Below are 25,854 nucleotides of genomic sequence, written 5' to 3' on the forward strand. Positions count from 1 at the left end.
CGTGACGAGGGGGACGTACTTCTAAAATCGGGTAACTCCTTCGCAGATTGCCCACCTTGTCTTTTGTTGCCGAAACCCGCCGCCGTCGCACCTTTGCGATCATTTCCCACCCTGACGCCGGCAAGACCACGCTGACCGAGAAGCTGCTGCTTTTCTCCGGCGCGATCCAGATCGCCGGCTCGGTCAAGGCGCGCAAGGCCTCGCGCCACGCGACTTCCGACTGGATGGAAATCGAAAAGCAGCGCGGCATCTCTGTGGCCTCGTCGGTCATGCAGATGCTGTACCGAGACCACGTGATCAACCTGCTCGACACGCCCGGCCACAAGGACTTCTCGGAAGACACCTACCGCGTGCTCACGGCGGTGGACTCGGCCCTGATGGTGATCGACGCGGCCAACGGCGTGGAAGCGCAGACGCGCCGGCTGATCGAGGTTTGCCGCCAGCGCGACACGCCCATCATCACCTTCGTCAACAAGATGGACCGCGAAGTGCGCGAGCCGCTCGACATCCTCGACGAAGTGGAGCGCGAGCTCGGCATGCCGTGCGTGCCGATGACCTGGCCGGTCGGCCAGGGCAAGAGCTTCCGCGGGATCATGAACCTGCGCACGCAGACGATGACCGTGTTCGAGTCGGGCAGCGAGCGGCTGCCGCAAGATTTCGAGACCATTCCGCTCTCGGAGCGCGACACGCTCACCAAGCGCTTCGGTGCCGATTTCGAATCCGCCATGGACAGCATGGAGTTGGCCACCGGCGCCTCCCCCACCTGGGACCGCGAGGCCTTCCTGGCCGGCAAGCAGACGCCCGTGTTCTTCGGCTCCGGTGTGAACAACTTCGGCGTGATGGAAGTGCTCGACGCGCTGGTCGACCTCGCGCCGCCGCCGCAGTCGCGCACCAGCACCACCATGGTCAACCGCCAGCCGGTGGTGAAGGAGATCCAGCCCGAGGACAAGGACTTCGCGGGCGTGGTCTTCAAGGTACAGGCCAACATGGACGCCAACCACCGCGACCGCATCGCCTTTGTGCGCATGGCCTCGGGCAAGTACACGCCGGGCATGAAGCTCAAGGTGCAGCGCACCGCCAAGGAACTGCGCCCCACCAGCGTGGTCACCTTCATGAGCCAGCGCCGCGAGGCGGTCGAAGAGGCCTATGCGGGCGACATCGTGGGCTTTACCACCCACGGCGGCGTGCAACTGGGCGACACCATCACCGACGGCGCGAGCCTGCAGTTCACAGGCCTGCCCTTCTTCGCACCCGAACTCTTCATGACCGTGATCCTCAAGAACCCGCTGCGCACCAAGCAATTGCAGCAGGGCCTGGCCCAGCTCGGCGAGGAAGGTGCCATCCAGGTGTTCCGCCCCGAAATCGGCGGGCCGATGCTGCTGGGCGCCGTCGGCCAACTGCAGTTCGAAGTGGTGCAGCACCGGCTGAAGGCCGAGTACGACGCGGATGTACGGCTCGAAGGCTGCCAATACACCGGCGCACGCTGGATCACGGCCGATTCGCCGACCGAGCTGCGCGAGTTCGTCAACGCCTACCCGCAGCGCATGGCAAAGGACGCGGCCGATACGCTGGCTTTTCTGTGCACTTCGCCTTACGACGTGCGGCTGGCGCAGGAGCGCTTTCCGAAAATTCATTTCCATCCGCTGCGCGAGCACGCGGGCCTGGCGCTGCAGAGCGCGGGCTGAGCCGGGCATGCGCCAGCCGTCCTCCCTGCCGCCCTCGCCGACCCACCTGCTGCCGCTGTCGCAATGGACGGCGGCGGCGCGCGGCAAGCTGATCGGTGTGTTCACCGACATCGACGACACGCTCACCACCGAAGGCGCCATCACGCCCGATGCGCTGAAGGCCCTGTGCGACCTGAAGGCCGCCGGCCTCCATGTCGTGGCGATCACCGGCCGTCCCGTCGGCTGGAGCGTGCCCTTTGTTTCGGCGTGGCCGGTAGATTCCATCGTCGCGGAGAACGGCGCGGTCGCCTTGCTGCCCCTTGCCGGCGGCAAGCTGCAGAAGCGCTACCAGCAGGACGCAGCAACCCGCGCCGCCAATTTCGATCGCATGCAGGCCGTGCTGGTGCGCATCGAGCGCGAGATTCCAGACGCCCGGCGCGCCACCGACTCGCCGGGCCGCGAGACCGACATCGCCATCGACCACAGCGAGTTCACCCAGCTGAGCGAGGAAACCATCGCACAGGTGGTGGCGCTGATGCGCAGCGAAGGCATGCACGCCACCGTGAGCAGCATCCACATCAACGGCTGGTACGGCGACAACGACAAGCTGGAAGGCGCGCGCTGGATCGTGCGCGAGCTCTGGGGCCGCATGCTCGATGACGAAATCGACCGCTGGGCCTACGTAGGCGATTCGACCAACGACCAGCTGATGTTCCGCACCTTTGCGAACAGCATCGGCGTGGCGAACGTGGCGCGCTTCGTGCCGCAGCTGGCGCACCTGCCGCGCTACGTAACCGAAGGCGAGCGCGGCGCGGGCTTTGCCGAGGCGGCGCGGGCCGTGCTCTCGGCGCGCGCTACTCGATGACCGGCAGGCTGCGCCCCGGCGCGCCCCGCAGCGCCGCCCATTGGCGCCAGGCGCCGAAAGCCGCGATAAGCAGCAGCACACCCGCATAGCCTTCCGCCACACGCAGCAGCCCCAACGGCGCCACCAGGAAGCCCGCGAGCATCGCAGGCAAGCTGAACGCAAGGTAGGAGACCACGAAGATGGCCGCGAACAGCTCGCCGCGCTCATGCGCATCCGCGAGCGGGGCCAGAATTTGAATCAACGCCGAGAACGCGCCGCCGAAGCCGATTCCCGCGACCGCCGAACCGACGAAGAAGAGCCCGAGCGACTGCGTGGCCAGCGAAGCGAGCAGCAGCACCAGCCCGATCGCGATGCTGACTGTGCCGAAGATGACCGAACGAGGCGCACCCAGGCGGCCCAGCAGCGTGGGCGCGACCGCGCCAAAGCCCGATAGCACCGCGATCGTGAGGCCGTTGACCACACCGTTGTCGATGCCGAACACGTGGTGCATCAGCGAGGGAGCGAGCGACAGTTGCAGCCCGCCGAGCGCCCACACCACGATAAACACTGGCAGGCCGCGCGCAAACTCTTGCCGCGCCCGCGCAGGAATCGAGACGCGCGGCACCAGCGAGGCCAGCGCACCGGCACGCGGCGTCACGGTCTCCGGCAGCCACAGCACTGCGACGGCGCCCAGCACGAACACCGCGGCCAGCACGCCGAAGACCAGCGCTACCGGCACGCCGGTGAACTTGACCGCCATGCCCGTCAGCAGCGCCCCCACTGCGAGCCCGGAGAGTGGCGACACGCTCGTGATCAACGCCCCCAGCCGCTTGCGCGATGCCGGCGCCGCCTCGACCACCGCTGCACTCAGCGCGCCGCTTGCCACGCCCGTGGCTACGCCCTGCACGATGCGCGCTGCGATCAGCCCCGCGATGTCATGCGCCCACAAGAAAAGCCCCATCGCCACGGCCTGCAGCACCAGCGCCGCCAGCACCACCGGCCGGCGCCCGATGTGGTCGGACAGCGACCCCGCCACCAGCAGCGAGATCAGGAGCGCAATTGCATAGACCGCGAAGGCCACCGTGAGCATCGACGCCGAGAAGCCCCAGGCGTGCTGAAACACCACGAAAAGCGGCGACGGCGCGGCCGCCGCAAAGAAGAACGCAAAAAGCACCGCGGCGAGCAACACAAAGCTGAGCGACGCCGGAAGGCGCCAAGGCTTGGACCGAGTGGCGGTTGCGGCTGTGGAAACCGCGAGTTCAGGGCAGGAGGACGGCATGGCAGATTCTTAACGCAACTTTTTTAGCTTTTGCGATTCTAGACCTGCATATCCCCTAAAGCAAATATCTTTGCGTTAAAGTGTTGCCATGAATGATGTCGTTCTTCCCAGCAAGCGGCCCGGCGGCCGCAGCGCGCAAGTGCAGGCACTGGTGCGCACCGCCCTCGAGGAATTGGTGGCCGAGCAGGGCCGTGAGCGCGTAACCGTGCCCGCCGTGGCCGAGCGCGCGGGCGTCAGCGCCTCGAGCATTTACCGGCGATGGGGCGACCTGTCAGGCCTGCTGGCCGAAACCGCAACCCACCGGCTCGACCCGAACCGGCCCTTGCCAGATACGGGTTCGCTGCGGCAGGACCTGGTGGCCTGGGCGCAGGAACTCATCACCCATCTGGCGCAGCCCTGCAGCAAGTCTTTGTTGAAAGCCGCAGCCGCGTTGGCCAACGACGGCGCGGACACCGACTGCCTGCGCAACCGCCGCAAGGAGGCGGCCACGCTGGTCGAGCAGGCGCACGCCCGCGGCGAGCATGCGCCCGAGACGCAGCAAGTGATCGATCACCTGATTGCGCCCATCGTCTTCCGGCTGGTGTTCGGGGCCGAGCCGGTGAAGCCCGAACTCGCCCAGCGGCTGGTGGACGAACTGTTTGCGATCAGTTCGCCTTCGGCGGCTCCTTCGCCAGGCCCAGCTTCTCGATAACGGCCTTCTCCTTCACCACGGTCTCCTGCGCAAACTTGGTATAGGTTTCCGAGCTCATGTAGTTCGGCAGCATGTCGTAGCGGCCAAGCGACGCCACATAGCTCGGCTCTTCCATCGCCTGCTTGAACGCATCGTGCAGCTTCTTCACCACCTCGGGCGGCGTGCCCTTGGGGGCGCCGATGCCGAACGGCGAGTTCTGCACCAGGTCGTAGCCCAGTTCCTTCAGCGTCGGCGCATCGGGGAACTTGGCCAGGCGCTTCTCGCCCCAGGTGTTCAGCACGCGCAGCTTGCCGGCCTCGACTTGCGGCGCAAAGCCGGTGCTGTCGGCGGCGGCCATGAGCTGGCCGCTGACCACCGCGAGCATCAGGTCGGCGCTGCCCTTGTAGGGCACGTGCTGCAGTTCGATGCCGGCCTTCTGCGCAATGATTTCGGTCGTGAGGTGCGGACTCGTCAGGTTGCCGGTGGAGCCGTACGTGAGCTTGCCGGGGTTCGCCTTGGCGTAGGCGACAAAGTCGGCCCAGGTCTTGAACGGGCTGCTTGCCGGCACCACGATGCCGAAGGCGTATCCCGTCACGTTGAGGACATAGCTGATGTCCTTGAGCGGATCCCAGTTGATCTTGGTGGTGTAGCCCAGGCGGAACACGCCGAGCGGGATCTGCGCGACCGTGTAGCCGTCGGGCTGCGAGGTTTGCAGCGCCTGTGCGGGCAGCGTGCCGCCGGCGCCGGGCTTGTTGTCGACGATGACGGGCTGGCCGAGGATCTTGCTCGCGTTGTCGGCCAGCTGGCGCATGGTGATGTCGGTCGGGCCGCCCGCCGGGAAGGCGATGACCAGCTTGATCGGCTTGCTGGGAAAGGCCTGGGCAAGCGCCGCCAAGGGAAAAGCAAGGCCGCACGCGGCAAGCGTGGCGGCACAAAGAAGGGAACGGCGGGACATGGCGGAAGACTCCTGAAACTGAAATGAACCGCGCATTGGGCCTTGCCCCGCCGCCCCCGGCAATCGGGGCTCACCCGACTGCTGTCGCCGAAGTTCCTCAGCCGGCCCGCTGGCCGAAACCTTCGAGCACGTTCACCGTGTTGATGCCCACTTCGGCGACCGCGTAGCCACCTTCGAACACGAACACCGTGGGCAATCCTGCGCCCGCCAGGTCTTCTCCCATGCGCAGGTAGTCCTCGCTTTTCAGCTTGAACCCGGAGATCGGATCGCCCTCGAAGGTGTCGACGCCGAGCGAGACCACGAGGGCGCCGGCCTTCACTTTCGCGATGCCGTCGAGCGCCGACTTGAGAGCCGCGCGCCAAGCGGAAAAGCCGGTGCCTCGCGCGAGCGGCAGGTTGTGGTTGAAGCCCTCTCCTTGGCCCGCGCCGCGCTCGTCGGCGTGGCCGAGGTAATACGGGTAGTCGGTGAGCGGGTCGCCGTGCAGGCTTGCAAAGTGAACATCGCTTCGCTCATAGAAGATGGCCTGCGTGCCGTTGCCGTGGTGATAGTCCACGTCGAGCACCGCAACGCGCTCCACACCGGCACCGCGCAGCGCCTCTGCGGCAACTGCAGCGTTGTTGACAAAACAGTAGCCGCCAAAGAAATCGGCGCCCGCATGGTGGCCCGGCGGCCGCGTGAGCGCAAAGGCGGAGCGGCGACCGCCAATGACGCGCTGCGCCGCGGTCCATGCGCAGGCGGCGCCATGCCGCGCGGCCTCCCAACTGCCCGCCGTGAGCGGCGTTCCCGCATCGAACGAGAACAGGCCCAGACGGGCCGGAAAACTCTGGGGCAGCACATCGGTGCGCATGCCGCGCGTGGGCCAGTACGAAGGCAGCGCATCGCGCGAGGCGTTGGCTGCGTCGAGCGCCACCCACTCCTCCCAGGCATGCGCAATGAAGTCCAGGTAGCGCGGCGCATGCACCTTGGCCAGCAGGGCTTCGTCGAAATCATCGGGCACTTGCAGCGGGCCCAGGCCCCGGCGCTCCAGTTCATGCTTTACGTGGTCGACGCGGTCGGGCACCTCGAAGCACGGCACCAGCTCGCCGCGGAACATCTCGACTTTGCCTTGGTGAAGTGCGTGCTGGTCGTTGTAGATGGTGAGCATGCCTGGATCATGCCGCACGCCGCAGCACCGCGCGGCGCCGGCCGGATGCAGTCAACCCGAACAGATCCTTCGGGTCGTCCAGCTCGGGCACCAGCGCAATCTGCTGGCCCACGCCCCGCTCGATGGCCAACTGGTGGATGTAGCGCAGCGCGGTGTAGTCCTCGAGTGCGAAGCCGACCGAGTCGAACACGGTGACCTGGTCGGCGGTTTCGCGGCCCGGCACGTCGCCGACAAGCACCTTCCAGAGTTCGTGCACAGGAAAGTCGGCCGGCAGTTGCTGGATCTCGCCCTCGACGCGGGTCTGGGCCTCGTACTCGACGAACACGCGTGCCAGGCGCAGCACATCGGGGTGCAGTTCGGTCTTGCCGGGTGAATCGCCGCCCACGGCATTGATGTGCATGCCGGGCTCAATCATGTCGGGCGTGAGAACGGTGGCCTGCCCCTGGAAAGCGGTGATGGTGGTGACGATGTCCGCACCGCGCACGGCCTCGGCAACGGACCGGGCACGCACCACGTCCATCGGCGTACAGGCAGACAAGTGGCGCACCAGCTTGTCGGTTGCCCGCGCGTCGATGTCGAACACGCGCACTTCCTCGATGCCCAGCAACGCATGAAAGGCCAGCGCCTGGAACTCGCTTTGCGAGCCGTTGCCGATGAGTGCCATGCTGCGCGAGCCGAGCCGCGCCAAGGCCTGTGCCGCCATGGCCGAAGTGGCAGCGGTGCGCAGTGCGGTGGTGAGCGTGAGTTCGGACAGCAGCACCGGGTAGCCGGTGTCGACCTCGGCCAGCACGCCAAACGCCATGACGGTGGGCAAGCCGACCTGCGTGTTGTGCGGATGGCCGTTGACGTACTTGAAGGCGTAGGCGCCGTCGTCCGCCACCGGCATCAGCTCGATCACGCCAAGGTGCGAATGGCTCGCCACGCGTGCTTTTTTGTCGAACTCACGCCAGCGCAGGAAGTCGTCGCGCAGCGCGTCGGCCAACGCCGTGAGAAATTGCGGAACGCCGGTTTCGTCCACCAGGCGAACCAAGCTGTGAACATCGATGAAGCGGGTCATGACATGGCTCCTTGCGTAGCCCCGGCACGGCGCTTCATCCTGTCACCCGACTCGATCCCCCATGGCTGATTCAGGATGCGCCTGCGCCAAGGATTGAAGCCATTGTGCGCCGCCTTTCAGCGCTTTGCGAGCCCCGCGGAACCGGCGCTTGCCGGCCCGCAGTGTTGCGCTATCTCGTCAGCACCGGCGCCAGCGCCACGCCCGTGTGGGTACCCAGCCGAACCACCTCTTCCGGCGGTGCCGCGGCAACGATGCGCCCGCCGGCATTGCCGCCTTCCGGCCCCAGGTCGATGATCCAGTCGGCCTCGGCAATCAGGTCGAGATCGTGCTCGATCACCACCACGCTGTGGCCGCCGTTCACCAGCCGGTGCAGCACGTGGATCAGCTTCTCGACGTCGGCCATGTGCAGGCCCACGGTCGGTTCGTCGAGCACGTAGAGCGTGTGCGGCGCCTTCTGGCCGCGGCGCGTGATGTCGTCGCGCACCTTGCTGAGCTCGGTCACCAGCTTGATGCGCTGCGCCTCACCACCCGAGAGCGTTGGCGAAGGCTGCCCCAGCGTGAGATAGCCCAGGCCGACGTCCTTCAGCAGCTGCAGCGGATGGCTGATGTTGGGCATGGCGGCAAAGAACTCCACCGCCTCGTCCACCTCCATCTGCAGCACGTCGCCAATGCTCTTGCCGCGCCAGCTCACCGCCAGCGTCTCGGCGTTGAAACGCGCGCCGTGGCACACCTCGCAGGGCACCTTCACGTCGGGCAGAAAGCTCATCTCGATGGTGCGCACGCCCGCGCCCTCGCACCCCGGGCAGCGGCCTTCGCCGGTGTTGAAGCTGAAGCGCGCCGGGCCGTAGCCGCGCGCCTTGGCCTCCAGCGTGTCGGCAAACAGCTTGCGGATGGTGTCCCAAAAGCCGATGTAGGTGGCCGGGCAGCTGCGCGGCGTCTTGCCGATGGGGGTCTGGTCGACCTCGAGCACGCGGTCGATGGTTTCGTAGCCCTCGACGCGATCGCAGCCGGACCATGCCGGGCGCTTGCCCGCGGCATCGGCGTCGCGGCCCGCCTTGGTCATGCGCTGAATCACGACGGCCTGCACGCTGGCCAGCAGCACGTCGCGCGCAAGCGTCGACTTGCCCGAGCCGCTCACGCCGGTGACCACCACCAGGCGGTGCAGCGGCAGCGTGGCGGTCACGTCCTGCAGGTTGTGCAGGTCGGCGCCGTGCACCGTGAGCCAGTTGCCGCTGTCTTCCGCCTTCGGGTCCGGCGAGGGAATGAGCCGGCGCGCCTGCAGCGGATGCTTGATGGCATCGCGCAGGTAGCGGCCGGTTTGCGAATCGCCCGCCGACTGGATGTCTGCCACCGATCCTTCGGCCACGAGGCGGCCGCCCCGCTTGCCGGCGCTGGGGCCGATGTCGATGATGTGGTCGGCGCGGCGAATGGTGTCTTCGTCGTGCTCCACCACCACCAGCGTGTTGCCCTTGTCGCCGAGCTTGTGCAGCGCGTCGAGCAATATCTGGTTGTCGCGCGCATGCAGGCCGATGGTCGGCTCGTCGAGCACGTAGCACACGCCCTGCAGGTTGCTGCCAAGCTGCGCCGCAAGCCGAATGCGCTGCGCCTCGCCGCCGCTCAGCGTGGGCGCGCCGCGGTCGAGCGTGAGGTAGCCCAGGCCCACCTCTTCGAGAAACTCGAGCCGGCTCTTGATCTCGGGCACCAGGTCGCGCGCAATTTCGGCTTCGCGGCCGGTCAACGCGAGCCCTTCGAACCACTGGCGCACCTCGGTCACGCTCATGCGCGCGAGTTCGGTAATGCCGATGCCGCCCATGCCGTCCGCCAGCGATGCGCCGAAGCTCACCGCGCGCGCCGTTGCGTTGAGCCGGGTGCCTTCGCAGGTGGGGCACACCACGTCGGCCAGGTCTTCCACCTCGGGCTCTGCAAAGGTCTGCTCGCGGCCCTTGTTGTCGTCGTCGCGAATCGAATCGTCGAAGACCTTGCGCTGGTCCTTGCTGAGCTTGACGCCGGTGCCCACGCAATCGGGGCACCAGCCGTGCTTGCTGTTGTAGCTGAACAGGCGCGGGTCAAGCTCGGCATAGCTGGTGCTGCAGACCGGGCAGGCGCGCAATGTGGAGAACACGTTCACGCGGCCGATGCCGTGCGCCGATACGCCGGCCATCATCGCGGCCTTCAAGCCATCGAGCTCGCTCAGCACATGCACCACGCCCTTGCCATGCTCGAGTGCCTTGGTCAGCGCCTCGCGCAGCTCGGTTTCCTTCGATGGCAGCACGTCCAGGCTGGCCACCGGCAGTTCGATGCTGTGCTCCTTGAAGCGGTCGATGCGCGGAAAGCCCGTGGTCGGAAGAAACTCCCCGTCCACGCGCAGGTGCGTAAAGCCGCGCGGCCGCGCCCAGTCGGCCAGCTCGGTGTACACGCCCTTGCGGTTGCTCACCAGCGGCGCCAGCAGGCCGATGTGCTGGCCCTTGAAGTTGCGCATCAGCTGCGCCGCAATGCTGTCGGGCGTCTGCGGCTGCACGGCCGCGCCGTCGTGCGTGCAATGCTGGATGCCCAGCTTGACGTACAGCAGGCGCAAGAAGTGCCACACCTCGGTGGTGGTGCCCACCGTGCTCTTGCGGCCGCCGCGCGACAGGCGCTGCTCGATGGCCACCGTCGGCGGAATGCCGTACACCGCATCCACTTCGGGCCGGCCCGCGGGCTGCACGATGCTGCGCGCATAGGCATTGAGCGATTCGAGATATCGCCGCTGCCCTTCGTTGAACAAGATGTCGAAGGCCAGCGTCGACTTGCCCGATCCGCTGACGCCCGTCACCACGCTGAATTTGCCGCGCGGAATATTGACGCTGAGGTTCTTCAGGTTGTGTTCGCGTGCGTTGACGATTTCGATTGCATGGCTGCCGGGCGCCGTCTTGGCATTGGCGATGTAGCGCCGCGCCGCGCGCTCGGCCACCTTGTAGGCCTCGGGGCCGATGGCCAGTTCGTAGTCGGCCAGCGCCGCGCCGGTCAGCGAGGCGCGGTTTTCGCGCAGCTGCTCGGGCGTGCCCTCGGCCACCACCTGGCCGCCGCCCTCGCCGCCTTCGGGGCCAAGGTCGATGCACCAGTCGCTCGCGCGGATCACGTCGAGGTTGTGCTCGATCACGATCAGCGAATGCCCTGCGTCGAGCAGCTTGCGCAGTGCGCGCATCAGGCGTGCAATGTCGTCGAAGTGCAGGCCGGTGGTCGGCTCGTCGAAGAGAAACAGCGTGCCCTTGCGCGCGACCGACTGCTTGCTGGCCGTTCCGTTCTTTGCCGCTTCCGCCAAAAAGCCCGCGAGTTTGAGGCGCTGCGCCTCGCCGCCACTCAGTGTGGGCACCGGCTGGCCGAGCTTCACGTAGTCGAGCCCCACGTCTGAAATGGGCTGCAGCACCCGCAGCACGTCGCGGTCGGCTTCAAATACGGCGGCCGCTTCGGCCACGGTCAGTTCGAGCACGTCGGCCACGTTGTAGCTCTTGCCTTTGCGCTCGACCTTCACTTCCAGAATTTCGGGGCGGTAGCGCTTGCCGTCGCAATCGGGGCAGCGCAGGTACACGTCCGACAGGAACTGCATCTCGACGTGCTCGAAGCCCGAACCGCCGCAGGTCGGGCAGCGGCCGTCGCCGGAGTTGAAGCTGAACTTGCTCGCGGTGTAGCCGCGCTGGCGCGAGAGCGCAGCGGTGGCGAATATCTCGCGAATCGCGTCCCATGCGCCCACGTAGCTCGCCGGATTGGAGCGCGCCGTCTTGCCGATGGGCGACTGGTCGACAAAGACCACGTCGCCCAGGTGATCGGCGCCCAGCAGGCGGTCGTGCGCACCCGGCGTTTCGGTGGCCTTGCCGAAGTGGCGCATGAGCGCGGGTGCCAGCACGTCCTGGATCAGCGTCGACTTGCCCGAGCCGCTGACGCCGGTCACGCACACCAGGCGCGCGAGCGGAAACTCGACCGTCACGTTCCGCAGGTTGTGCTCGCGCGCACCTTCGAGAATGAGGCGGTGCGTGTTCTCGCTCACGAGCCGCTTGAAGCCCATGCCGATCTTCTTGCGCCCGCCCAGGTACTGGCCGGTGAGCGTGTCGGCGTCGCGCAGCTGGTCGGTGGTGCCGTCGAACACGATCTGCCCGCCGCGAATGCCGGGGCCGGGGCCCATGTCGATCACGCGGTCGGCCGCGAGCATCACGGCCGGGTCATGCTCGACCACCACCAGCGTGTTGCCCGCATCGCGCAGGCGCAGCATGGCCTCAGTGATGCGGTTCATGTCGCGCGGATGCAGGCCGATGCTGGGCTCGTCGAGCACGAACAGCGTGTTGACCAGCGAGGTGCCGAGCGCCGTCGTTAAATTGATGCGCTGCACCTCGCCACCCGAGAGCGTGCGGCTCTGGCGGTCGAGCGTGAGGTAGCCGATGCCTACGTCGTGCAGGTAGCGCAGGCGGGTGGTGATTTCTTCATGGAGGAGCTTGAGGGCCTGGGCTTCGCCCTGTCTTGCTCCTTCCCCCGCTGGGGGAAGGTGGGGATGGGGGCTCCCGGCCTCCACCACCGCCACAGCTTTTGCGGAGGCCGCGTGCCCCCACCCCAGCCCTCCCCCAGCGGGGGAGGGAGCCAAACCCATGTGGTCGAAGAACTGCCGCAACCGCTCGATCGGCAGCAGCATCAGGTCATGCAGGCACAGCCCCGGCAGCGCTTCCAGCTGCGCACGCGTCCATTTCGCGCCGGTCGGCATGAAGCGCTTGGCGGGCTCCAGCACCGTATCGGCGTCTTCCTTGCTGCCGATGCGCCACAGCAGGCTGTCGAGCTTGAGCCGCGCGCCGCTGCAGACGGGGCATGGCGTGTAGCTGCGGTACTTCGACAAGAGCACGCGGATGTGCATCTTGTAGGCCTTGCTCTCCAGGTAGCCGAAGAAGCGGCGCACGCCGTACCACTGCTTGTTCCAGTTGCCCTCCTTGTAGTTGGGCGTGCCCTCGATCACCCAGTGCTTCTGCTCGTCGGTGAGCTTGTTCCAGGGCGTGTCGCGCGGAATGCCGGCGGCCTCGGCGTGGCGCATGAGGTCGTCCTGCGCTTCTTTCCAGGCGGGCGTCTGGATGGTCTTGATCGCGCCGGCGCGCAGCGTGAGCTTGTCGTTCGGAATCACCAGGCCCAGGTCAACGCCGATCACCCGGCCGAAGCCGCGGCAGGTGTCGCAGGCGCCCACGGCCGAGTTGAACGAGAACATCGACGGGATCGGGTCGGTGTAGCGGATGTCGCTCTCGGGGCAGTGCAGGCCGGTCGAGAACTTCCACACGTCCGTCGGTGCATTCTCATCCGCGCCCGTGGCATGCACGGTGACGCGCCCGCTGCCGCGCTTGAGCGCCACTTCGATGGCTTCGACCACGCGCGACCGCTCGGCGCTCGAAATGCGGAAGCGGTCGGCCACCACGTCGAGCATCTTGCGCGGCCCGGTGGGCGTGGCCACCTCGCGCTCCGCCTGCACCCGCGTGAAGCCGCTGGCCGACAGCCACTGCGTGACTTCTTCCGCCGAAGTGCCCGCGGGCAGTTCGACCGGGAAGGTGACCACAAGGCGTGGATCGCCCGCCGCAGCCGCGCGCTCGGCAATCTGCGCATAGATGCTGTCCGGCGAATCGTGGCGCACAGGCAACGCGGTTTCGCGGTCGAACAGCTGGGCCGCGCGCGCATAGAGCAGTTTCAGGTGGTCGTTCAGCTCGGTCATCGTGCCGACCGTGGAGCGCGACGAGCGCACCGGATTGGTCTGGTCGATGGCGATGGCGGGCGGCACGCCCTCCACCTTGTCGACGGCCGGCTTGTCCATGCGGTCCAGGAACTGGCGCGCATAGGCGGAGAAGGTCTCCACATAGCGCCGCTGGCCTTCGGCATAGAGGGTGTCGAATACGAGGCTCGACTTGCCCGAGCCGCTGGGCCCGGTGACCACGGTCATCTCGCCTGTGCGGATGTCGAGGTCGAGGTTCTGGAGGTTGTGCTGGCGCGCGCCGCGAATCCGGATGGAGCCCTGTGTCATGAGTGCCTTGGGGGGTGGGGCAAACATTCTAGGGAGTGGCTGGTGACGAATTTGTGCACTCCGTCACATGGACTGTGCCCGTGCAGGGGTTTATACGGATTCAGTCGAAGACACTTTGAGTAACAAATAGACGATTTTGTTTACGTTTACTCGAACACCTCCGGACGACCACCCATGAAGACGCTGCACGCGCTTTGCGCCGCCCTCCTGACGATGGCCGCTACGGCCGCTTCGGCCCAGATCCTGATCGGCCAGACGACCGGCGTGACCGGCTCGGTGGCCGCCAGCGTGAACGAAGCCCTGGGCGGTGCCCAGCTTGTGATCGATGCCGCCAATGCCCAGGGCGGCATTCACGGCGAGAAGATCGAGATCCTCCGCATGGACGACGCCTTCGACGTGAAGCGCGCCAGCGAAAACGCCCGCGTGCTGATCGAAGACAAGAAGGTGCTGGCGCTATTTTTGAGCCGCGGCACCCCGCATTCGCAGGCCATCGTGCCCTGGCTCGACAAGCACGGCGTGCCGCTCATCGCGCCTTCCACCGGCGCCATGGCGCTGCACAAGCCGGTTCTCAAGCACGTGTTCAACGTGCGCGCCACCTACCAGCGCGAAGCGGAAAAGGCGGTCCAACACCTGCTCACCACCGGCATCGCGCGCATTGCGGTGGTCTACGTGACCGATTCCTTCGGCCAGGACGCGCTCGAAGGCGCAATGACCGGCTTTGCCAAGGCCCAGGCCAAGCCCATCGTTACCGTGCCGGCCGACCGCGAGAAGCCCGACTACAAGTCCATCGTGCCGGCCATCAAGGACGCCAATGCGCAGGCGGTGCTCTGGATCGGCTCGGGCGTGGCGGTGGTCGAAGGCATCAAGGCGCTGCGCGCGGGGGGCTCCTTCGCGCAGGTGGTCACCTTGTCGAACAACGCCTCGTCGGGCTTCATCAAGCAGTTGGGCGATGCGAGCAAAGGCGTGATCGTGACCCAGGTGTTCCCGAGCGAACGTTCCATCAGCTACCCAATGGTGAAGGAAGCCATGGCGCTTGCACAGGCCAAGGGCCAGACCGAACTCTCACCCGCGGCGCTCGAGGGCTTTGCCTCGGCCAAGGTGCTGGTGGAGGCGCTGCGCCGCGCCGGGCCCAAGCCCACGCGCGCCAAGGTGCTCGCGGCGCTTGAAACGCTGCGCGCCTATGACCTCGGCGGCCTGGAAGTGAGCTATTCGCCGCAGGACCATTCGGGCATCGACTTCGCCGACCTGGCCATCATCAGCGACGGCCGCTTCAAGCGGTAAACCGCGCCCGCGCGAGCCACGTTGTTGCGGGGCTCCCTGTCCGTTCCATAGGAAACTATGGTTTGACAGGGTTTCCACGAGCGAGTGAACGCCACTCGCTGCAACACATTTGCGCATCTTCCGACGGAAGCATCCGCTTCGCGTAAAGGCTCGTTCGATGAAGATGTACAGGTTCCGCGCCGCCGCGCTCTTCTTGGGCGTGGCCTTGGCCATGGCGGTCTCCGGCGCATCGGCGCAGATCGTCATCGGCCAGTCGGCCGACCTGTCGGGTCCGGCGGCGGTGGGCGTGAAGGAAACGATCATGGGCTCGCAGCTGGTCATCGACCATGTGAACGCCCAAGGCGGTGTGCATGGCCAGCAGATCGAGGTGATCCGGCTGGACGACGGCCTGGACCCCAAGCGCTCGGTCGAGAACACCCGCATCCTCATCGAGGACAAGAAGGTGCTGGCGCTGCTGCTCAACCGGGGCACGCCCAACACCCTTGCCGTCATTCCCCTGCTCGATCAACACGGCGTGGCGCTGGTCGGCCCTTCGACCGGTGCCATGGCGCTGCACAAGCCGCTGCAGAAAAACGTATTCAACGTGCGCTCGACCTACCAGCGCGAGGCCGAAACGGCGGTGCAGCACCTGTACACCACGGGCATCCAGCGCATTGCGGTGGTGCAGGCCGACGATGCATTCGGCAGGGACGCGATGGAAGGCGCGAGCCGGGGCTTCGAGCGGGCCGGTCTGGCGCCGGCGGTGCTCGCGCTGGCCGACCGCAGCAAGCCAGACTACGCGGCGATCGTGCCGCAGCTCATCAAGGCCAACGCGCAGGCGGTGCTGTGGATAGGCTCCGGCACCGCGGTGACCGATGGCGTGAAGGCGCTGCGCGCCGCGGGCTCGGCGGCGCAGATCATCACGCTGTCGAACAACGCGGCGTCAGGCTTCATCAAGGAGCTTGGCTCCGTCAGCACCGGCGTGATCGTGACGCAGGTGCTGCCCTACGAGCGCGCGCTCGGCCATCCGCTGGTCAAGGAAGCGATGGCGCTCGCGCAGGCCCGGGGCCAGACCGAGCTGTCGCCGGCATTCCTCGAAGGCTTTGTGGCCACCAAGGTGCTGGTGGAAGCCCTGCGCCGCACCGGCCCGAGGCCGACCCGCGCCCGGCTGATCGCCACGCTCAACCGCTTTCGCTACGACGTGGGCGGCAAGCTCGACGTGAGCTACTCGCCGCAGGACCACACAGGCATCGACTACGTCGACCTGTCGATCGTCAGCGAAGGCCGCTTCAAGCGGTAGCGGCTTACTTGGCGGGCGCAGCAGGCGCTGCGGGGGCCGCCGGGGTGGCGGGCGCCGGCTCGTGCGTCACATCGCCGCCGTGCTTCTCGCCGGACATGTCGATCTTGTCACCGCCCTTCGAAATCACGTAAAGGGCAACAGCGGCAAAGATGACGAAGCCGACAACGAGTTTCCACATGGGTTCAATCTCCTGATGGGGGTTCAATGGGTTCAAGAAAAAGGCCTCATGCCGACGGCATGAAGCCCCTTTGTTGAACGGAGGGCCGGCTTGCGCCCTCCTGTCGAACATGCCTCGCGTCAGTCGTTCGCGTAGATGTCCACGTCCTTCGTCTCGCGGATGAAGAGCATGCCCACCACCAGCGTCATTGCCGCAATGATGATCGGGTACCAGAGGCCGTTGTACATGTTGCCGGTGGTCGCCACGATCGCGAAGGCGGTGGTCGGCAGCAGGCCGCCGAACCAGCCGTTGCCGATGTGGTACGGCAGGCTCATCGAGGTGTAGCGGATGCGCGTGGGGAACAGCTCGACCAGCATGGCGGCAATGGGGCCGTACACCATGGTCACCAGCAGCACCAGCCAGAACAGCAGTGCCACGACCATCAGCTTGTTCATCTTGGCGGGGTCGGCCTTGGCCGGATAGCCCGCCACCTTCAGGTCGTCGGCCACGGCCTTCTTGAAGGCTGCGATTTCCTTGGCGGACGATTCGTCGAACTTCAGGTTGACCACGTTGCCGACCGGCGCTTCGATGGTCTTGCTGCCGATCTTGACGATGGCCTTGGAGCCCGGGGCGCCTTCGACGTTGTCATAGCTCACCGAGTTCTGCACCAGGTAGCGCTTGGCAATGTCGCAAGAGCTCCTGAAGTCGATCTCGCGTGCCACCGGGTTGCCCTGGAACGAGCACGACTTCGGATCGGCCGTCACCGTGACGCCGGCGGTCGCTTGCGCGCGGGCCAGGTCGGGGTTGGCATATTCCGTGATCATCTTGAAGACCGGGAAGTAGGTCACCACGGCCAGCAGGCAGCCCGCCATGATGATCGGCTTGCGGCCGATCTTGTCGGACAGCGTGCCGAACACCACGAAGAACGGCGTGCCCAGCAGCAGCGAGGCGGCGATCATCAGGTTGGCGGTGGTGCCGTCGACCTTCAGTTGCTGCGTGAGGAAGAACAGCGCGTAGAACTGGCCCGTGTACCAGACCACGGCCTGGCCGGCGGTCAGGCCGATGAGCGCCAGGATCACGATCTTGAGGTTCTTCCACTGGCCGAACGATTCGGACAGCGGCGCCTTCGAGGTCTTGCCCTCGGCCTTCATCTTCTGGAAGGCGGGCGACTCGCTCAGCGACAGGCGAATCCACACCGAGATGCCGAGCAGTGCGATCGACACCAGGAAGGGAATGCGCCAGCCCCAGTCGCCGAACGCCTGTTCGCCGAGCCAGGTGCGCACACCCAGGATGACCAGCAGGCTCAGGAACAGGCCGAGCGTTGCAGTGGTCTGGATCCACGAGGTGTAGGCGCCGCGCTTGCCGTGCGGCGAGTGCTCGGCCACGTAGGTGGCGGCACCGCCGTACTCACCGCCGAGCGCAAGGCCCTGCAGCATGCGCAGCGCAATCAGGATCACCGGCGCGGCAACGCCGATGGTGGCGTAGCTGGGCAGCAGGCCGACGATGAAGGTCGACAGGCCCATGATCAGGATGGTGACCAGGAAGGTGTACTTGCGTCCGATCATGTCGCCCAGGCGGCCGAACACGATGGCGCCGAACGGCCGCACCAGGAAGCCCGCGGCAAATGCCAGCAGCGCAAAGATGAAGGCGGCGCCCGCATCGAGGCCGCTGAAGAACTGCTTCGCGATGATCGCGGCCAGCGAACCGTAAAGGTAGAAGTCGTACCACTCGAACACCGTGCCAAGGGAGGAAGCGAAGATGACCTTCTTTTCCTCCGCGGACATGGGCCGGGGGGCCGGGTGCGGCATCCCCCTCGAATCCAGTGTTGCTGCCATTTGCGTCGTCTCCTGTGTATGCGTTCGTTCAGCCCCGGCATTCGGGACCGTGAGGCATTCTTGGAGGCGCGACTGACCCGAGCCTTTCGCGAAACTGAACCGACGCTTACGGATTAAGGTGAAACCCGCAGGGATCGTTTCAGGTTGTAAGAAATCGGGAAACTACCAATCAGTTTTTGCTGCTGCGCAGCATCGAAGGCCGCTGGTCGGCGCCGGCCCATTGCGGACCGTCGAACCACGTGTCGCCGGCCAGGTAGGCACGCAGCATCGCGAGCCCGTCGAAGCCCCAGAACAGGCGGCCGTCGACCACATAAGCGGGCGTGCCGAACACGCCGAGCTGCACGGCTTCGTCGGTGTTGCGCTTGAGCAGGGCCTTGCTCTCGTCGCTGTTCATGTCCCGCTTGAGTTGCAGTTGCACAGCCAGCGCGGCCAGGCGCGTGGCATCGCCCGCTTCTTCACCGCCGCGCCACACGTTGCGAAAGATCGTCTCGGCCGCGAGGCGGCTGATGCTGCCGTCGTCCGACGTCGAGACTGCGAGCCGCAGGTGCGGGAGCGGGTTGTACGGGTGCGATGCCGGCATCTCGATCTGGATGCCGTTCGCATGGCCGAGCCAGAGCACATGCCGGTAAGTCCAGCTGCGCTTGGCCGGAATCTCCGCGGGGCCGAGCTGGCCATGGTGCTTGAGCAGCGCACCGAGCAGCACCGGCTTGTAGGCCACGTCGTAGCTCAGGCCTTCGAGTGCTTCGGGCAGGTGCTCGAAGGCAAGGTGCGCATAGGGCGAAATGAAGTCCAGATAAAAGTCGATGTGCTTCATGCGTGCTTGTCTCCAGATGCCTCGGGGATGCGCCAGATGCCGTCGCGCGCCCGCAACTCTATTGCACGCCACACGCCGCGCCGCGCGGCGTCTTCCATCTTGCTCCAGCCTGCGATCTCGGGGATGGTGCGCAGGCACCCTTCGCAAAAGCCGCTCAAGCGGTCCATGCGGCAGACCGAGGTGCAGGGCGAAGGCGCATCGTCGGCCGAGCGTTGTACGGTGGCGGCACGTTCGGCCAGCGTTTCGGCGGCGTCGAAATTCACGTCACACCACGTCCGCCACCGGCGCGCCGGTGAGCTTCTCGAGGTCATGCGGGCGCAGCTGGAACACCGCGTGCGGATGGCCCGCGGCCGCCCAGATCTCGTCGAAGCGGAACAGCTCGCGGTCGATCAGCACCACGGGCTTCGTCGCATGCCCTACCGGCGACACGCCGCCGATGGTGAAGCCGGTGCGCGCCTTCACGAACTCGGCGTCGGCGCGGCCGGTCTTGCCGATGAGTGCGTCGACCTTCTTCTCGTCGACACGCTTGTCGCCCGAGGTGATGACCAGCACCGCCGCGTCGTCGCTCTTGCGACGGAAGATGATGCTCTTGGCAATCTGCCCGACCAGGATGCCGAGCGCATCGGCCGCCTGCTGCGCGGTGCGGCAGGCATCGTCGAGCATGCGCGGCGAATGGGGGTGGCCCGCGTCCTGCAGCACACGGGAAACGCGCTGCACGCCCTCGGGCAGCGAATGAAGTTCAGCGCCGCACATCAGTTGCCTCCACGCTTTTCGTCGATGCTCATCATCCCGCCCTCTTGGTACGGATCGCCTTCGACGCGCGCGAATTCGGCTCGCGTCCCAGCGCCTCGCTGATGTACACGCCCGCGTCGATCAGCTTGTCGAGGTCGATGCCAGTCTCGATGCCCATGCCGTGCAGCATGTACACCACGTCTTCGGTCGCCACGTTGCCCGTCGCACCCTTGGCGTAGGGACAACCGCCCAGCCCGGCGGAGGACGACTGGAAGTTCCAGACCCCCAGCTCCAGCGAGGCCAGCGTGTTGACCAGCGCCTGGCCATAGGTGTCGTGAAAGTGGCCCGAGATGTGGTCCACGCCGAAGTGCGCCAGCGTGGCCTCGATGGCGGCCCGCACCTTGCGCGGCGTGCCCACGCCGATGGTGTCGGCCACGTCCACGCGCTGCACGCCGATGTCCTTCATCAACTTGGCCAGCATGCCCACGCGCTCGGGCGCGACCTCGCCTTCATAAGGGCAGCCCACCGTGCACGACATGGCGCCGCGCACGTCGATGCCCTTCTCGCGAGCCGCGGCCACCACGGGCGCGAAGCGCTCGATGCTTTCGGCAATCGAGCAGTTGATGTTCTTCTGGCTGAAGGCCTCGCTCGCGGCGCCGAACACCACGATCTCGTCGGGCCACTCTTCGCGCGGCGCGGCAATGGCGGCCTCGAAGCCCTTCATGTTGGGCGTGAGCACCGAATAGCGCACGCCGGGCTTGCGCTTTATGCCATGCATCACCTCGGCGTTGTCGGCCATCTGCGGCACCCACTTGGGGCTCACGAAGCTGGTGACCTCGATCTCCTTCAGGCCGGCGTCCTGCAGGCGATGCACCAGCCCGATCTTGACTTCAGCCGAGACCGGCTGCTTCTCGTTCTGCAGTCCGTCGCGCGGACCGACGTCGACGATCTTGACCTTGGCGGGGAGTTTCATGGCGTGTCTCTGGGTTCGCTGGAGAAAGGAAAAAGCGTGCGCCGATTGTCGGCCGTCTGCGTCCGCCGTGCTCGGCCGCGCCTGCGCCCGGGGTTGCAATGCCTGCCAGAGGCGTTGCAGATCGCGCCAGCGCGGCGGTTCACACCGTTTCGTGCTGCACGAAATCCGACGGCGGCTCGGCGGGCGCGGGAGCCTCCACCGCATCGAGCGCATCCACGTGTGCGCCGTCCGGACCGCTGCGGGCCCAGGCGACGAGCGCATCGACCGCGGCAGCCGAGCCAAAGGCCAGCGCCTCCACGCTGCCGTCGCGGCGGTTGCGCACCCAGCCGCGCACGCCCAGGCGCCGCGCGGCCTGCACCATCGACCAGCGATAGCTCACGCCCTGCACGAGGCCGCGGACGACCAGATGGCGGGTAACGGCGGATGGATTCATGGCATGGGCAAGATCAATCAGTACGACTTGGGCAGGCCGAGCGCCTTTTCCGCGATGAAGTTCAAGATCATCTGCGGGCTCACCGGCGCAATGCGCGGAATGTAGCTCTCGCGCAGCAGCCGCTCGACATGGTATTCCTTCGCATAGCCCATGCCGCCCAGCGTGAGAACCGCGTTCTGGCAGGCGTCGTGCGCCGCTTCGGCCGCCAGGTACTTGGCAGCATTGGCCTCGATGCCGCAGGGCTCGCCCGCGTCGTACAGCGTGGCGGCCTTGAACACCATCAGGTCGGCCGCCTCGAGGTTGGCCCAGGCGCGCGCAAGCGGATGCGCCACGCCCTGGTTCTGGCCGATGGGCCGGCCGAACACGACGCGCTCCTGTGCGTACTGCGAGGCGATGCGCAGCGCGGCGCGGCCGATGCCGATGGCTTCGGCCGCGATCAATATGCGCTCGGGGTTGAGCCCGTGCAGGATGTATTCGAAACCGCGGCCCTCCTCTCCGATGCGGTCTTCTTCGGGCACCTGGAGCCCATCGATGAAGAGCATGTTCGAGTCGACCGCCGCGCGCCCCAGCTTGTGGATCTCACGCACCTCGACCTTGCTGCGGTCCAGCGGCGTGTAGAACAGCGTGAGGCCCTGCGTGGGCTTTTTCACCTGGTCGAGCGGCGTGGTGCGCGAGAGGATCAGCATGCGGTCGGCCACCTGCGCGGTCGAGATCCAGATCTTTCGGCCATGCAGCAGGTAGCTGCCGTTGGGCTGGCGCACTGCCTGTGTCTTGAGGCTCGTGGTGTCGAGCCCCGCGTCGGGCTCGGTCACGGCGAAGCAGGCCTTCTCGGTGCCGGCGATCAGCGGCGGCAAGAAGCGCTGGCGCTGCGCCTCGCTGCCGAACACCACCACCGGGTTGAGCCCGAAGATGTTCATGTGCACCGCAGAAGCACCCGACATGCCCGCGCCCGATGCGCTGATGGCGCGCATCATCAGCGCCGCCTCGGTAATGCCCAGGCCCGCACCGCCCTGCGCCTCGGGCATTGCGATGCCGAGCCAGCCGCTGTCGGCCATGGCGCGGTGGAACTCGTGCGGGAACACCGCGCGGTCGTCGTGGTCGCGCCAGTAGTCGGCGGGAAAGTCTTCGCACAGCCGCTCGATGGCCGCCACCAGCGAGCGCTGGTCTTCGTTCAGGGAAAAGTTCATTCGCTGTCCTTCGTGGGTTCCGGCTGCAGCGTGACGCCGCGCGCGAGCATCCGGTCGATCTCTTCGCTTGCATAGCCCGCCTCGCGCAGCAGCTCGACGCTCTGTTCGCCGATGCGAGGTGCGGGCCGACGAATGGCCGCGGGCGTGGCGCTGTAGCGGCCGACCGGCGCCAGCGTGCGGATGCGGCCTTCGCTCGGATGGTCGAGTTCGGGAAAGAAATCGACCGCGCGCAGGTGCGGGTCGCCGAGCAGGCTCTCGGTGCTGTGCAGGCGCGCGACCGGAATGTCGGCGGCTTCGAGCACCGCCATCCATTCATCGCTGCCACGCGCAGCCATCACCTCGGCCACGAATGCGTAGACCGCACCAATGTTCGCGGCGCGCGCCGTGTGCGTGCCGAACATCGACGAGTCGCGCAGCTCGGGCCTGCCGATCACGTCGAAGAAGGCCTGCCAGTGCTTGTCGTTGTAGATCAGCACGCTCAGGTAGCCGTCGGCCGTGGCGTAGGGCTTGCGGTGTGGCGCGAGCAGGCGCGCATAGCCGGTGGGGCCGAGCGGCGGCTCGAAACTGTGGCCACCAAGGTGGTCGCCCATCACGAACTGCGAGAGCGCCTCGAACATCGGCACTTCCACCGCCTGGCCCTTGCCGGTGCGCTGCGCATGCAGCACGGCAGCCAGCAGGGCGATGGCCGCCTGCAAACCCACGGCGCGGTCGGCCAGCGTGACCGGAGCGTAGCGCGGCGCATCGCCGCTTTGCTGCGCGAACAGCGAGGCAACGCCGGCCGCGCCCTGAATCAAGTCGTCGTACGCGGGCTTGCCGGCATACGGGCCTTCTTCGCCGTAGCCGAACGCACCGAGGTAGACGATCTTCGGGTTGACCGCGGCCACCGCTTCGTAGCCGAGCCCGAGCCGCGCCATCGCCTGCGGCCGCGTGTTGTAGATGAGGGCATCGCAGCCGGCCGCGAGCCGCAGGCAGGCCTCGCGGCCTTCGGGCTGCTTGAGGTCGAGCACGATCGAGCGCTTGTTGCGGTTGAGGTGCAGCGCCATCGCGCCCATGCCGGCATTGCGCATCGGACCGACCGCGCGCAGGTTGTCGCCTGAGGGCGGCTCGACCTTGATGATGTCCGCGCCCAGGTCGCCGAGCGTCTGCGTGGCGTACGGGCCCATCACCACGGCCGTGAGGTCGAGGATGCGGATGCCGTCTAGAGGTCCCGTGGTGTTCATGTCTTGGTGTTGGTATTGGCTCCTTCCCCCTCTGGGGGAAGGCTGGGATGGGGGCAGGCAGAGCGCCCGATGGATACGCCGCGTGCCCCCACCCCTGCCCTCCCCCGGGAGGGGAGGGAGAAATTCAACAGCACGCTCATTCCGGTTGAATACCCGCGGCCTGAATCAGCTTCTTCCACTTGGCCAGTTCCGCCACAGTGAATGCACCCAACTCTTCAGGCGTGCTGCCGAACGCATCGAAGCCCAGCTTCGCGACGCGTTCCCGAAACACCGCGCCGTTCGCCATTTCCGACAGCGCCTTGTTGAGCTTCAGCACAACGTCGCGCGGCGTACCTGCAGGCGCGAACACGCCGTTCCACGAGGTGATGTCGAAGCCCTTGAGCTCGGGCGTATCGGCCAGCGGCGGCAGTTCGGGAAAGAGCTTGGTGCGCTCCTGCGTGGTGACCGCAATCGCGCGCATCTTCCCGGCCTTCACCGTGGCGAGCCCCGCGGCCAGGTCGACCACCATCATCGACACCTGCCCGCCGATCAGGTCGGCAATGGCCGGCGGCGTGCTCTTGTAGGGAACGTGCAGCATCGGCACGCCGCTCATGCGCGACAGCGTGGCGCCGCTCACGATGCCGGTGCTGTTGCCGCTTGCATAAGTGAGCTTGCCCGGATGGGCCCGCCCCCAGGCCAGCAGCTCGGCCACGCTCTTCACCGGCAGGTCGTTGTTCACCACCAGCATGAACGGCAGGTTGCCCATGCGGCTCACGGGTGCGAAGTCCTTCACCGGGTCGTAGGGCAGCGACTTCATCAGGCTCGGGTTGGCCGAATGCGTGGTGTTGGTCGTCATGAAGAGCGTGTAGCCGTCGGGCGCCGCCTTGGCCACGAACTCGGCGGCGATCACGCCGTTGGCCCCTGCGCGGTTGTCGACGATGACCGAGGTCTTCAGCGCCTCGCCCAGCATCTGCGCGGTGATGCGCGCCACCGCATCGGTGCCGCTGCCGGCCGCAAAGGGCACGATGAGCTTGATGGGCTGCTTCGGATAGCCCTCTTGCGCAAAAGCCCACGGCGCCGCGCCGGCCAGGCCCGCGGCGGCACCGATGGAAATGAAACGGCGGCGGCTTGCCACCGCGACTGTTTCTGTCGCGTTCTTCGTCGTCTGCATGTTGTCTGTCTCCGGGGTTGTTGTCGGTCAGGGCCGGGTCACGCGCTCCGGCAATTCCTCGTACGGCGGGCTGTAGATGACCAGCACGCGCACCGGCTCGTCGCTCACCACCGTGAAGGTGTGCATCGCATCGGCCGGAAAAAAGCAGCTGTCGCCGGGGTGCAGCTCTTGCCGCTGGCCGCCCACTTCGGCCACGGCCCGCCCTTCGAGCATGTAGCAGACCTGCTCGATGCCGGGGTGGGCATGGGGCAGCGCGCCCTTGCCCTTCTGGATGTGGCCGACCAGCACCTCGAGCTGCTTCGCGCCCACGGTCTCAGGGCCGATGAGCCGCTTGTTGAGCGTGCCGGTGTGGTTGGCCGGGTGGTAGCCGGCGATGTCGGCTTCGCGGACGAAGTAGCGTGGGAGGGTCATGGTCTTCAATCAGCCTTTGTGTTCGATGGCCAGGCAGGCGGAGCGCAGCATGGCGGCCACCTCGTCGATGCGGGGCTCCAGCCGGTAGCGCGGGCCCGCCACCGAAATGGCGTAGGCCTCGCCTCCGATACGCAGCGGCCATGCGAGGCCGACCAGATCGGGAATGCTTTCGCCCAGGTTGCCGTACCAGCCGCGTGCGGGCGAGCGTTCGAGCTCTTGTTCGATGGCTTCGGCGGTGGTCAGCGTGGCATCGGTCAGCGGCACCAGCCGGGTGGCTTCGAGCAGCTTGCGGCGCGCCTCGGGCGCGAGCGTGGAAAGCAGCGCGCGGCCCATCGAGTTGGCATAGGCCGGGCGGGTTTCGCCCGACTCGGCGGAATAGCGAATGCTCTGAGGCGCACTGAGCACCTCCAGGTAGACGACAGTGCTCGGGTCGCGGAACTTGCCGAACAGCACGGTTTCGCGCGCGCCGTCGCGCAGCTCTTCGAGCGCGGGCCGCACGCGGTCGAGCACCGGGTCGTGCGCCGCGATGATCTGCGCCATGGCGAGCAGCCGGCCGGTGGGGTAGTAGCCCTGGCGCCGCCCGGTTTCGTACATGTAGCCCTGCTCTTCGAGCGTACGGATGAGGCCCAGGCAGCTGGACACGGGCATTTCGAGCAGGCGCGCCATTTCGGACAGCGCCAGCGGCTGCTTCTCCCGGGCGAAGAGCTCGACGATCTCGATCACGCGAAAAGCAGTTTTCACAACCATGAA

The 25,854-nt window shown here is 66.8% G+C and carries 22 protein-coding genes; 5 read left to right on the forward strand and 17 right to left on the reverse strand.

Annotated elements, in window-relative coordinates:
• Positions 1 to 56 precede the first annotated feature (56 nt).
• Positions 57 to 1,685, forward strand: coding sequence for a peptide chain release factor 3 (locus tag V9L20_RS13715; protein WP_337297005.1), 1,629 nt, complete (start codon positions 57 to 59; stop codon positions 1,683 to 1,685).
• A 7-nt stretch (positions 1,686 to 1,692) separates the two neighbouring features.
• Positions 1,693 to 2,529, forward strand: a complete 837-nt coding sequence (locus V9L20_RS13720) for an HAD-IIB family hydrolase (protein WP_337297006.1) — start codon at positions 1,693 to 1,695, stop codon at positions 2,527 to 2,529.
• Here V9L20_RS13720 and V9L20_RS13725 read toward each other — a convergent pair.
• Positions 2,519 to 3,787, reverse strand: coding sequence for an MFS transporter (locus tag V9L20_RS13725; protein ID WP_337297007.1), 1,269 nt, complete (start codon positions 3,785 to 3,787; stop codon positions 2,519 to 2,521). The genes V9L20_RS13720 and V9L20_RS13725 overlap by 11 nt on opposite strands.
• Positions 3,788 to 3,875: 88 nt before the next feature.
• Here V9L20_RS13725 and V9L20_RS13730 point away from each other — a divergent pair, with 88 nt between their 5' ends.
• Positions 3,876 to 4,478 carry a TetR/AcrR family transcriptional regulator gene (locus tag V9L20_RS13730; protein ID WP_258502461.1) on the forward strand — a complete coding sequence of 201 codons (603 nt, stop codon included), beginning with the start codon at positions 3,876 to 3,878 and terminating at the stop codon, positions 4,476 to 4,478.
• Here the strand turns inward: V9L20_RS13730 and V9L20_RS13735 are convergent.
• From V9L20_RS13735 to uvrA, 4 genes are all read right to left on the reverse strand, one after another.
• A complete protein-coding gene (locus tag V9L20_RS13735) occupies positions 4,432 to 5,412 on the reverse strand; it encodes a Bug family tripartite tricarboxylate transporter substrate binding protein (protein ID WP_337297008.1) in 981 nt (326 codons plus the stop codon). The two genes, V9L20_RS13730 and V9L20_RS13735, sit on opposite strands and share 47 nt — an antisense overlap.
• A gap of 97 nt (positions 5,413 to 5,509) precedes the next feature.
• Entirely contained in the window at positions 5,510 to 6,556 is a 1,047-nt protein-coding gene (locus tag V9L20_RS13740; protein ID WP_337297009.1) for a histone deacetylase family protein, read from the reverse strand.
• A 7-nt stretch (positions 6,557 to 6,563) separates the two neighbouring features.
• The gene (locus V9L20_RS13745; RefSeq protein ID WP_337297010.1) at positions 6,564 to 7,613 is read right to left on the reverse strand and encodes an ornithine cyclodeaminase; all 1,050 of its coding nucleotides are present in this window, start codon (positions 7,611 to 7,613) and stop codon (positions 6,564 to 6,566) included.
• A 169-nt stretch (positions 7,614 to 7,782) separates the two neighbouring features.
• Entirely contained in the window at positions 7,783 to 13,632 is a 5,850-nt protein-coding gene (gene uvrA, locus V9L20_RS13750) for an excinuclease ABC subunit UvrA (RefSeq protein ID WP_337297011.1), read from the reverse strand.
• A gap of 174 nt (positions 13,633 to 13,806) precedes the next feature.
• On the opposite strand from uvrA, the gene V9L20_RS13755 reads away from it, so the two are divergent.
• Positions 13,807 to 14,913 (forward strand): ABC transporter substrate-binding protein, encoded by a 1,107-nt coding sequence (locus V9L20_RS13755; RefSeq protein ID WP_337297012.1) that lies wholly within the window; start codon positions 13,807 to 13,809, stop codon positions 14,911 to 14,913.
• Positions 14,914 to 15,070: 157 nt separating this feature from the next.
• A complete protein-coding gene (locus tag V9L20_RS13760; protein WP_258502467.1) occupies positions 15,071 to 16,192 on the forward strand; it encodes an ABC transporter substrate-binding protein in 1,122 nt (373 codons plus the stop codon).
• Positions 16,193 to 16,196: 4 nt separating this feature from the next.
• Here the strand turns inward: V9L20_RS13760 and V9L20_RS13765 are convergent, their stop codons facing one another.
• From V9L20_RS13765 to V9L20_RS13820, 12 genes are all read right to left on the reverse strand, one after another.
• On the reverse strand, positions 16,197 to 16,370 hold the full coding sequence (locus tag V9L20_RS13765; protein WP_165442116.1) for a hypothetical protein: 174 nt from the start codon (positions 16,368 to 16,370) through the stop codon (positions 16,197 to 16,199).
• 119 nt (positions 16,371 to 16,489) lie between these two features.
• Positions 16,490 to 18,184, reverse strand: a complete 1,695-nt coding sequence (locus V9L20_RS13770) for an MFS transporter (protein ID WP_258502469.1) — start codon at positions 18,182 to 18,184, stop codon at positions 16,490 to 16,492.
• Positions 18,185 to 18,353: 169 nt separating this feature from the next.
• Entirely contained in the window at positions 18,354 to 18,998 is a 645-nt protein-coding gene (locus V9L20_RS13775; protein WP_337297013.1) for a 2-hydroxychromene-2-carboxylate isomerase, read from the reverse strand.
• A complete protein-coding gene (locus V9L20_RS13780) occupies positions 18,995 to 19,261 on the reverse strand; it encodes a DUF1289 domain-containing protein (RefSeq protein WP_337297014.1) in 267 nt (88 codons plus the stop codon). The genes V9L20_RS13775 and V9L20_RS13780 overlap by 4 nt, the downstream gene beginning before the upstream one ends.
• A gap of 1 nt (position 19,262) precedes the next feature.
• On the reverse strand, positions 19,263 to 19,751 hold the full coding sequence (locus tag V9L20_RS13785) for a YbaK/EbsC family protein (protein WP_337297015.1): 489 nt from the start codon (positions 19,749 to 19,751) through the stop codon (positions 19,263 to 19,265).
• Between the two features lie 31 nt (positions 19,752 to 19,782).
• Positions 19,783 to 20,703: a hydroxymethylglutaryl-CoA lyase gene (locus V9L20_RS13790; protein ID WP_337297016.1), complete on the reverse strand. Its 921-nt coding sequence runs from the start codon at positions 20,701 to 20,703 to the stop codon at positions 19,783 to 19,785.
• 139 nt (positions 20,704 to 20,842) lie between these two features.
• On the reverse strand, positions 20,843 to 21,136 hold the full coding sequence (locus V9L20_RS13795) for an acylphosphatase (RefSeq protein ID WP_337297017.1): 294 nt from the start codon (positions 21,134 to 21,136) through the stop codon (positions 20,843 to 20,845).
• 17 nt (positions 21,137 to 21,153) lie between these two features.
• Positions 21,154 to 22,323, reverse strand: coding sequence for an acyl-CoA dehydrogenase family protein (locus tag V9L20_RS13800; protein ID WP_337297018.1), 1,170 nt, complete (start codon positions 22,321 to 22,323; stop codon positions 21,154 to 21,156).
• The gene (locus V9L20_RS13805; protein ID WP_258502477.1) at positions 22,320 to 23,543 is read right to left on the reverse strand and encodes a CaiB/BaiF CoA transferase family protein; all 1,224 of its coding nucleotides are present in this window, start codon (positions 23,541 to 23,543) and stop codon (positions 22,320 to 22,322) included. The genes V9L20_RS13800 and V9L20_RS13805 overlap by 4 nt, the downstream gene beginning before the upstream one ends.
• A 136-nt stretch (positions 23,544 to 23,679) precedes the next feature.
• Entirely contained in the window at positions 23,680 to 24,693 is a 1,014-nt protein-coding gene (locus V9L20_RS13810) for a Bug family tripartite tricarboxylate transporter substrate binding protein (protein ID WP_258502478.1), read from the reverse strand.
• Between the two features lie 27 nt (positions 24,694 to 24,720).
• On the reverse strand, positions 24,721 to 25,104 hold the full coding sequence (locus V9L20_RS13815; protein WP_258502480.1) for a cupin domain-containing protein: 384 nt from the start codon (positions 25,102 to 25,104) through the stop codon (positions 24,721 to 24,723).
• 9 nt (positions 25,105 to 25,113) lie between these two features.
• Positions 25,114 to 25,851 carry an IclR family transcriptional regulator gene (locus V9L20_RS13820; protein WP_258502481.1) on the reverse strand — a complete coding sequence of 246 codons (738 nt, stop codon included), beginning with the start codon at positions 25,849 to 25,851 and terminating at the stop codon, positions 25,114 to 25,116.
• Positions 25,852 to 25,854: the final 3 nt, after the last annotated feature.

The sequence above is a fragment of the Variovorax sp. CCNWLW225 genome (assembly GCF_037204045.1).
GTDB lineage: Bacteria > Pseudomonadota > Gammaproteobacteria > Burkholderiales > Burkholderiaceae_C > Variovorax.

What these genes read in the sequence shown, in the direction of transcription:
- V9L20_RS13720 (WP_337297006.1), top strand. Translation starts at nt 1,693, where the DNA reads ATGCGCCAGCCGTCCTCCCTGCCGCCCTCGCCGACCCACCTGCTGCCG.
- V9L20_RS13725 (WP_337297007.1), bottom strand. Translation starts at nt 3,787, where the DNA reads ATGCCGTCCTCCTGCCCTGAACTCGCGGTTTCCACAGCCGCAACCGCC.
- V9L20_RS13730 (WP_258502461.1), top strand. Translation starts at nt 3,876, where the DNA reads ATGAATGATGTCGTTCTTCCCAGCAAGCGGCCCGGCGGCCGCAGCGCG.
- V9L20_RS13735 (WP_337297008.1), bottom strand. Translation starts at nt 5,412, where the DNA reads ATGTCCCGCCGTTCCCTTCTTTGTGCCGCCACGCTTGCCGCGTGCGGC.
- V9L20_RS13740 (WP_337297009.1), bottom strand. Translation starts at nt 6,556, where the DNA reads ATGCTCACCATCTACAACGACCAGCACGCACTTCACCAAGGCAAAGTC.
- V9L20_RS13745 (WP_337297010.1), bottom strand. Translation starts at nt 7,613, where the DNA reads ATGACCCGCTTCATCGATGTTCACAGCTTGGTTCGCCTGGTGGACGAA.
- uvrA (WP_337297011.1), bottom strand. Translation starts at nt 13,632, where the DNA reads ATGACACAGGGCTCCATCCGGATTCGCGGCGCGCGCCAGCACAACCTC.
- V9L20_RS13755 (WP_337297012.1), top strand. Translation starts at nt 13,807, where the DNA reads ATGAAGACGCTGCACGCGCTTTGCGCCGCCCTCCTGACGATGGCCGCT.
- V9L20_RS13760 (WP_258502467.1), top strand. Translation starts at nt 15,071, where the DNA reads ATGAAGATGTACAGGTTCCGCGCCGCCGCGCTCTTCTTGGGCGTGGCC.
- V9L20_RS13765 (WP_165442116.1), bottom strand. Translation starts at nt 16,370, where the DNA reads ATGTGGAAACTCGTTGTCGGCTTCGTCATCTTTGCCGCTGTTGCCCTT.
- V9L20_RS13770 (WP_258502469.1), bottom strand. Translation starts at nt 18,184, where the DNA reads ATGGCAGCAACACTGGATTCGAGGGGGATGCCGCACCCGGCCCCCCGG.
- V9L20_RS13775 (WP_337297013.1), bottom strand. Translation starts at nt 18,998, where the DNA reads ATGAAGCACATCGACTTTTATCTGGACTTCATTTCGCCCTATGCGCAC.
- V9L20_RS13785 (WP_337297015.1), bottom strand. Translation starts at nt 19,751, where the DNA reads ATGTGCGGCGCTGAACTTCATTCGCTGCCCGAGGGCGTGCAGCGCGTT.
- V9L20_RS13790 (WP_337297016.1), bottom strand. Translation starts at nt 20,703, where the DNA reads ATGAAACTCCCCGCCAAGGTCAAGATCGTCGACGTCGGTCCGCGCGAC.
- V9L20_RS13795 (WP_337297017.1), bottom strand. Translation starts at nt 21,136, where the DNA reads ATGAATCCATCCGCCGTTACCCGCCATCTGGTCGTCCGCGGCCTCGTG.
- V9L20_RS13800 (WP_337297018.1), bottom strand. Translation starts at nt 22,323, where the DNA reads ATGAACTTTTCCCTGAACGAAGACCAGCGCTCGCTGGTGGCGGCCATC.
- V9L20_RS13805 (WP_258502477.1), bottom strand. Translation starts at nt 23,543, where the DNA reads ATGAACACCACGGGACCTCTAGACGGCATCCGCATCCTCGACCTCACG.
- V9L20_RS13810 (WP_258502478.1), bottom strand. Translation starts at nt 24,693, where the DNA reads ATGCAGACGACGAAGAACGCGACAGAAACAGTCGCGGTGGCAAGCCGC.
- V9L20_RS13815 (WP_258502480.1), bottom strand. Translation starts at nt 25,104, where the DNA reads ATGACCCTCCCACGCTACTTCGTCCGCGAAGCCGACATCGCCGGCTAC.
- V9L20_RS13820 (WP_258502481.1), bottom strand. Translation starts at nt 25,851, where the DNA reads ATGGTTGTGAAAACTGCTTTTCGCGTGATCGAGATCGTCGAGCTCTTC.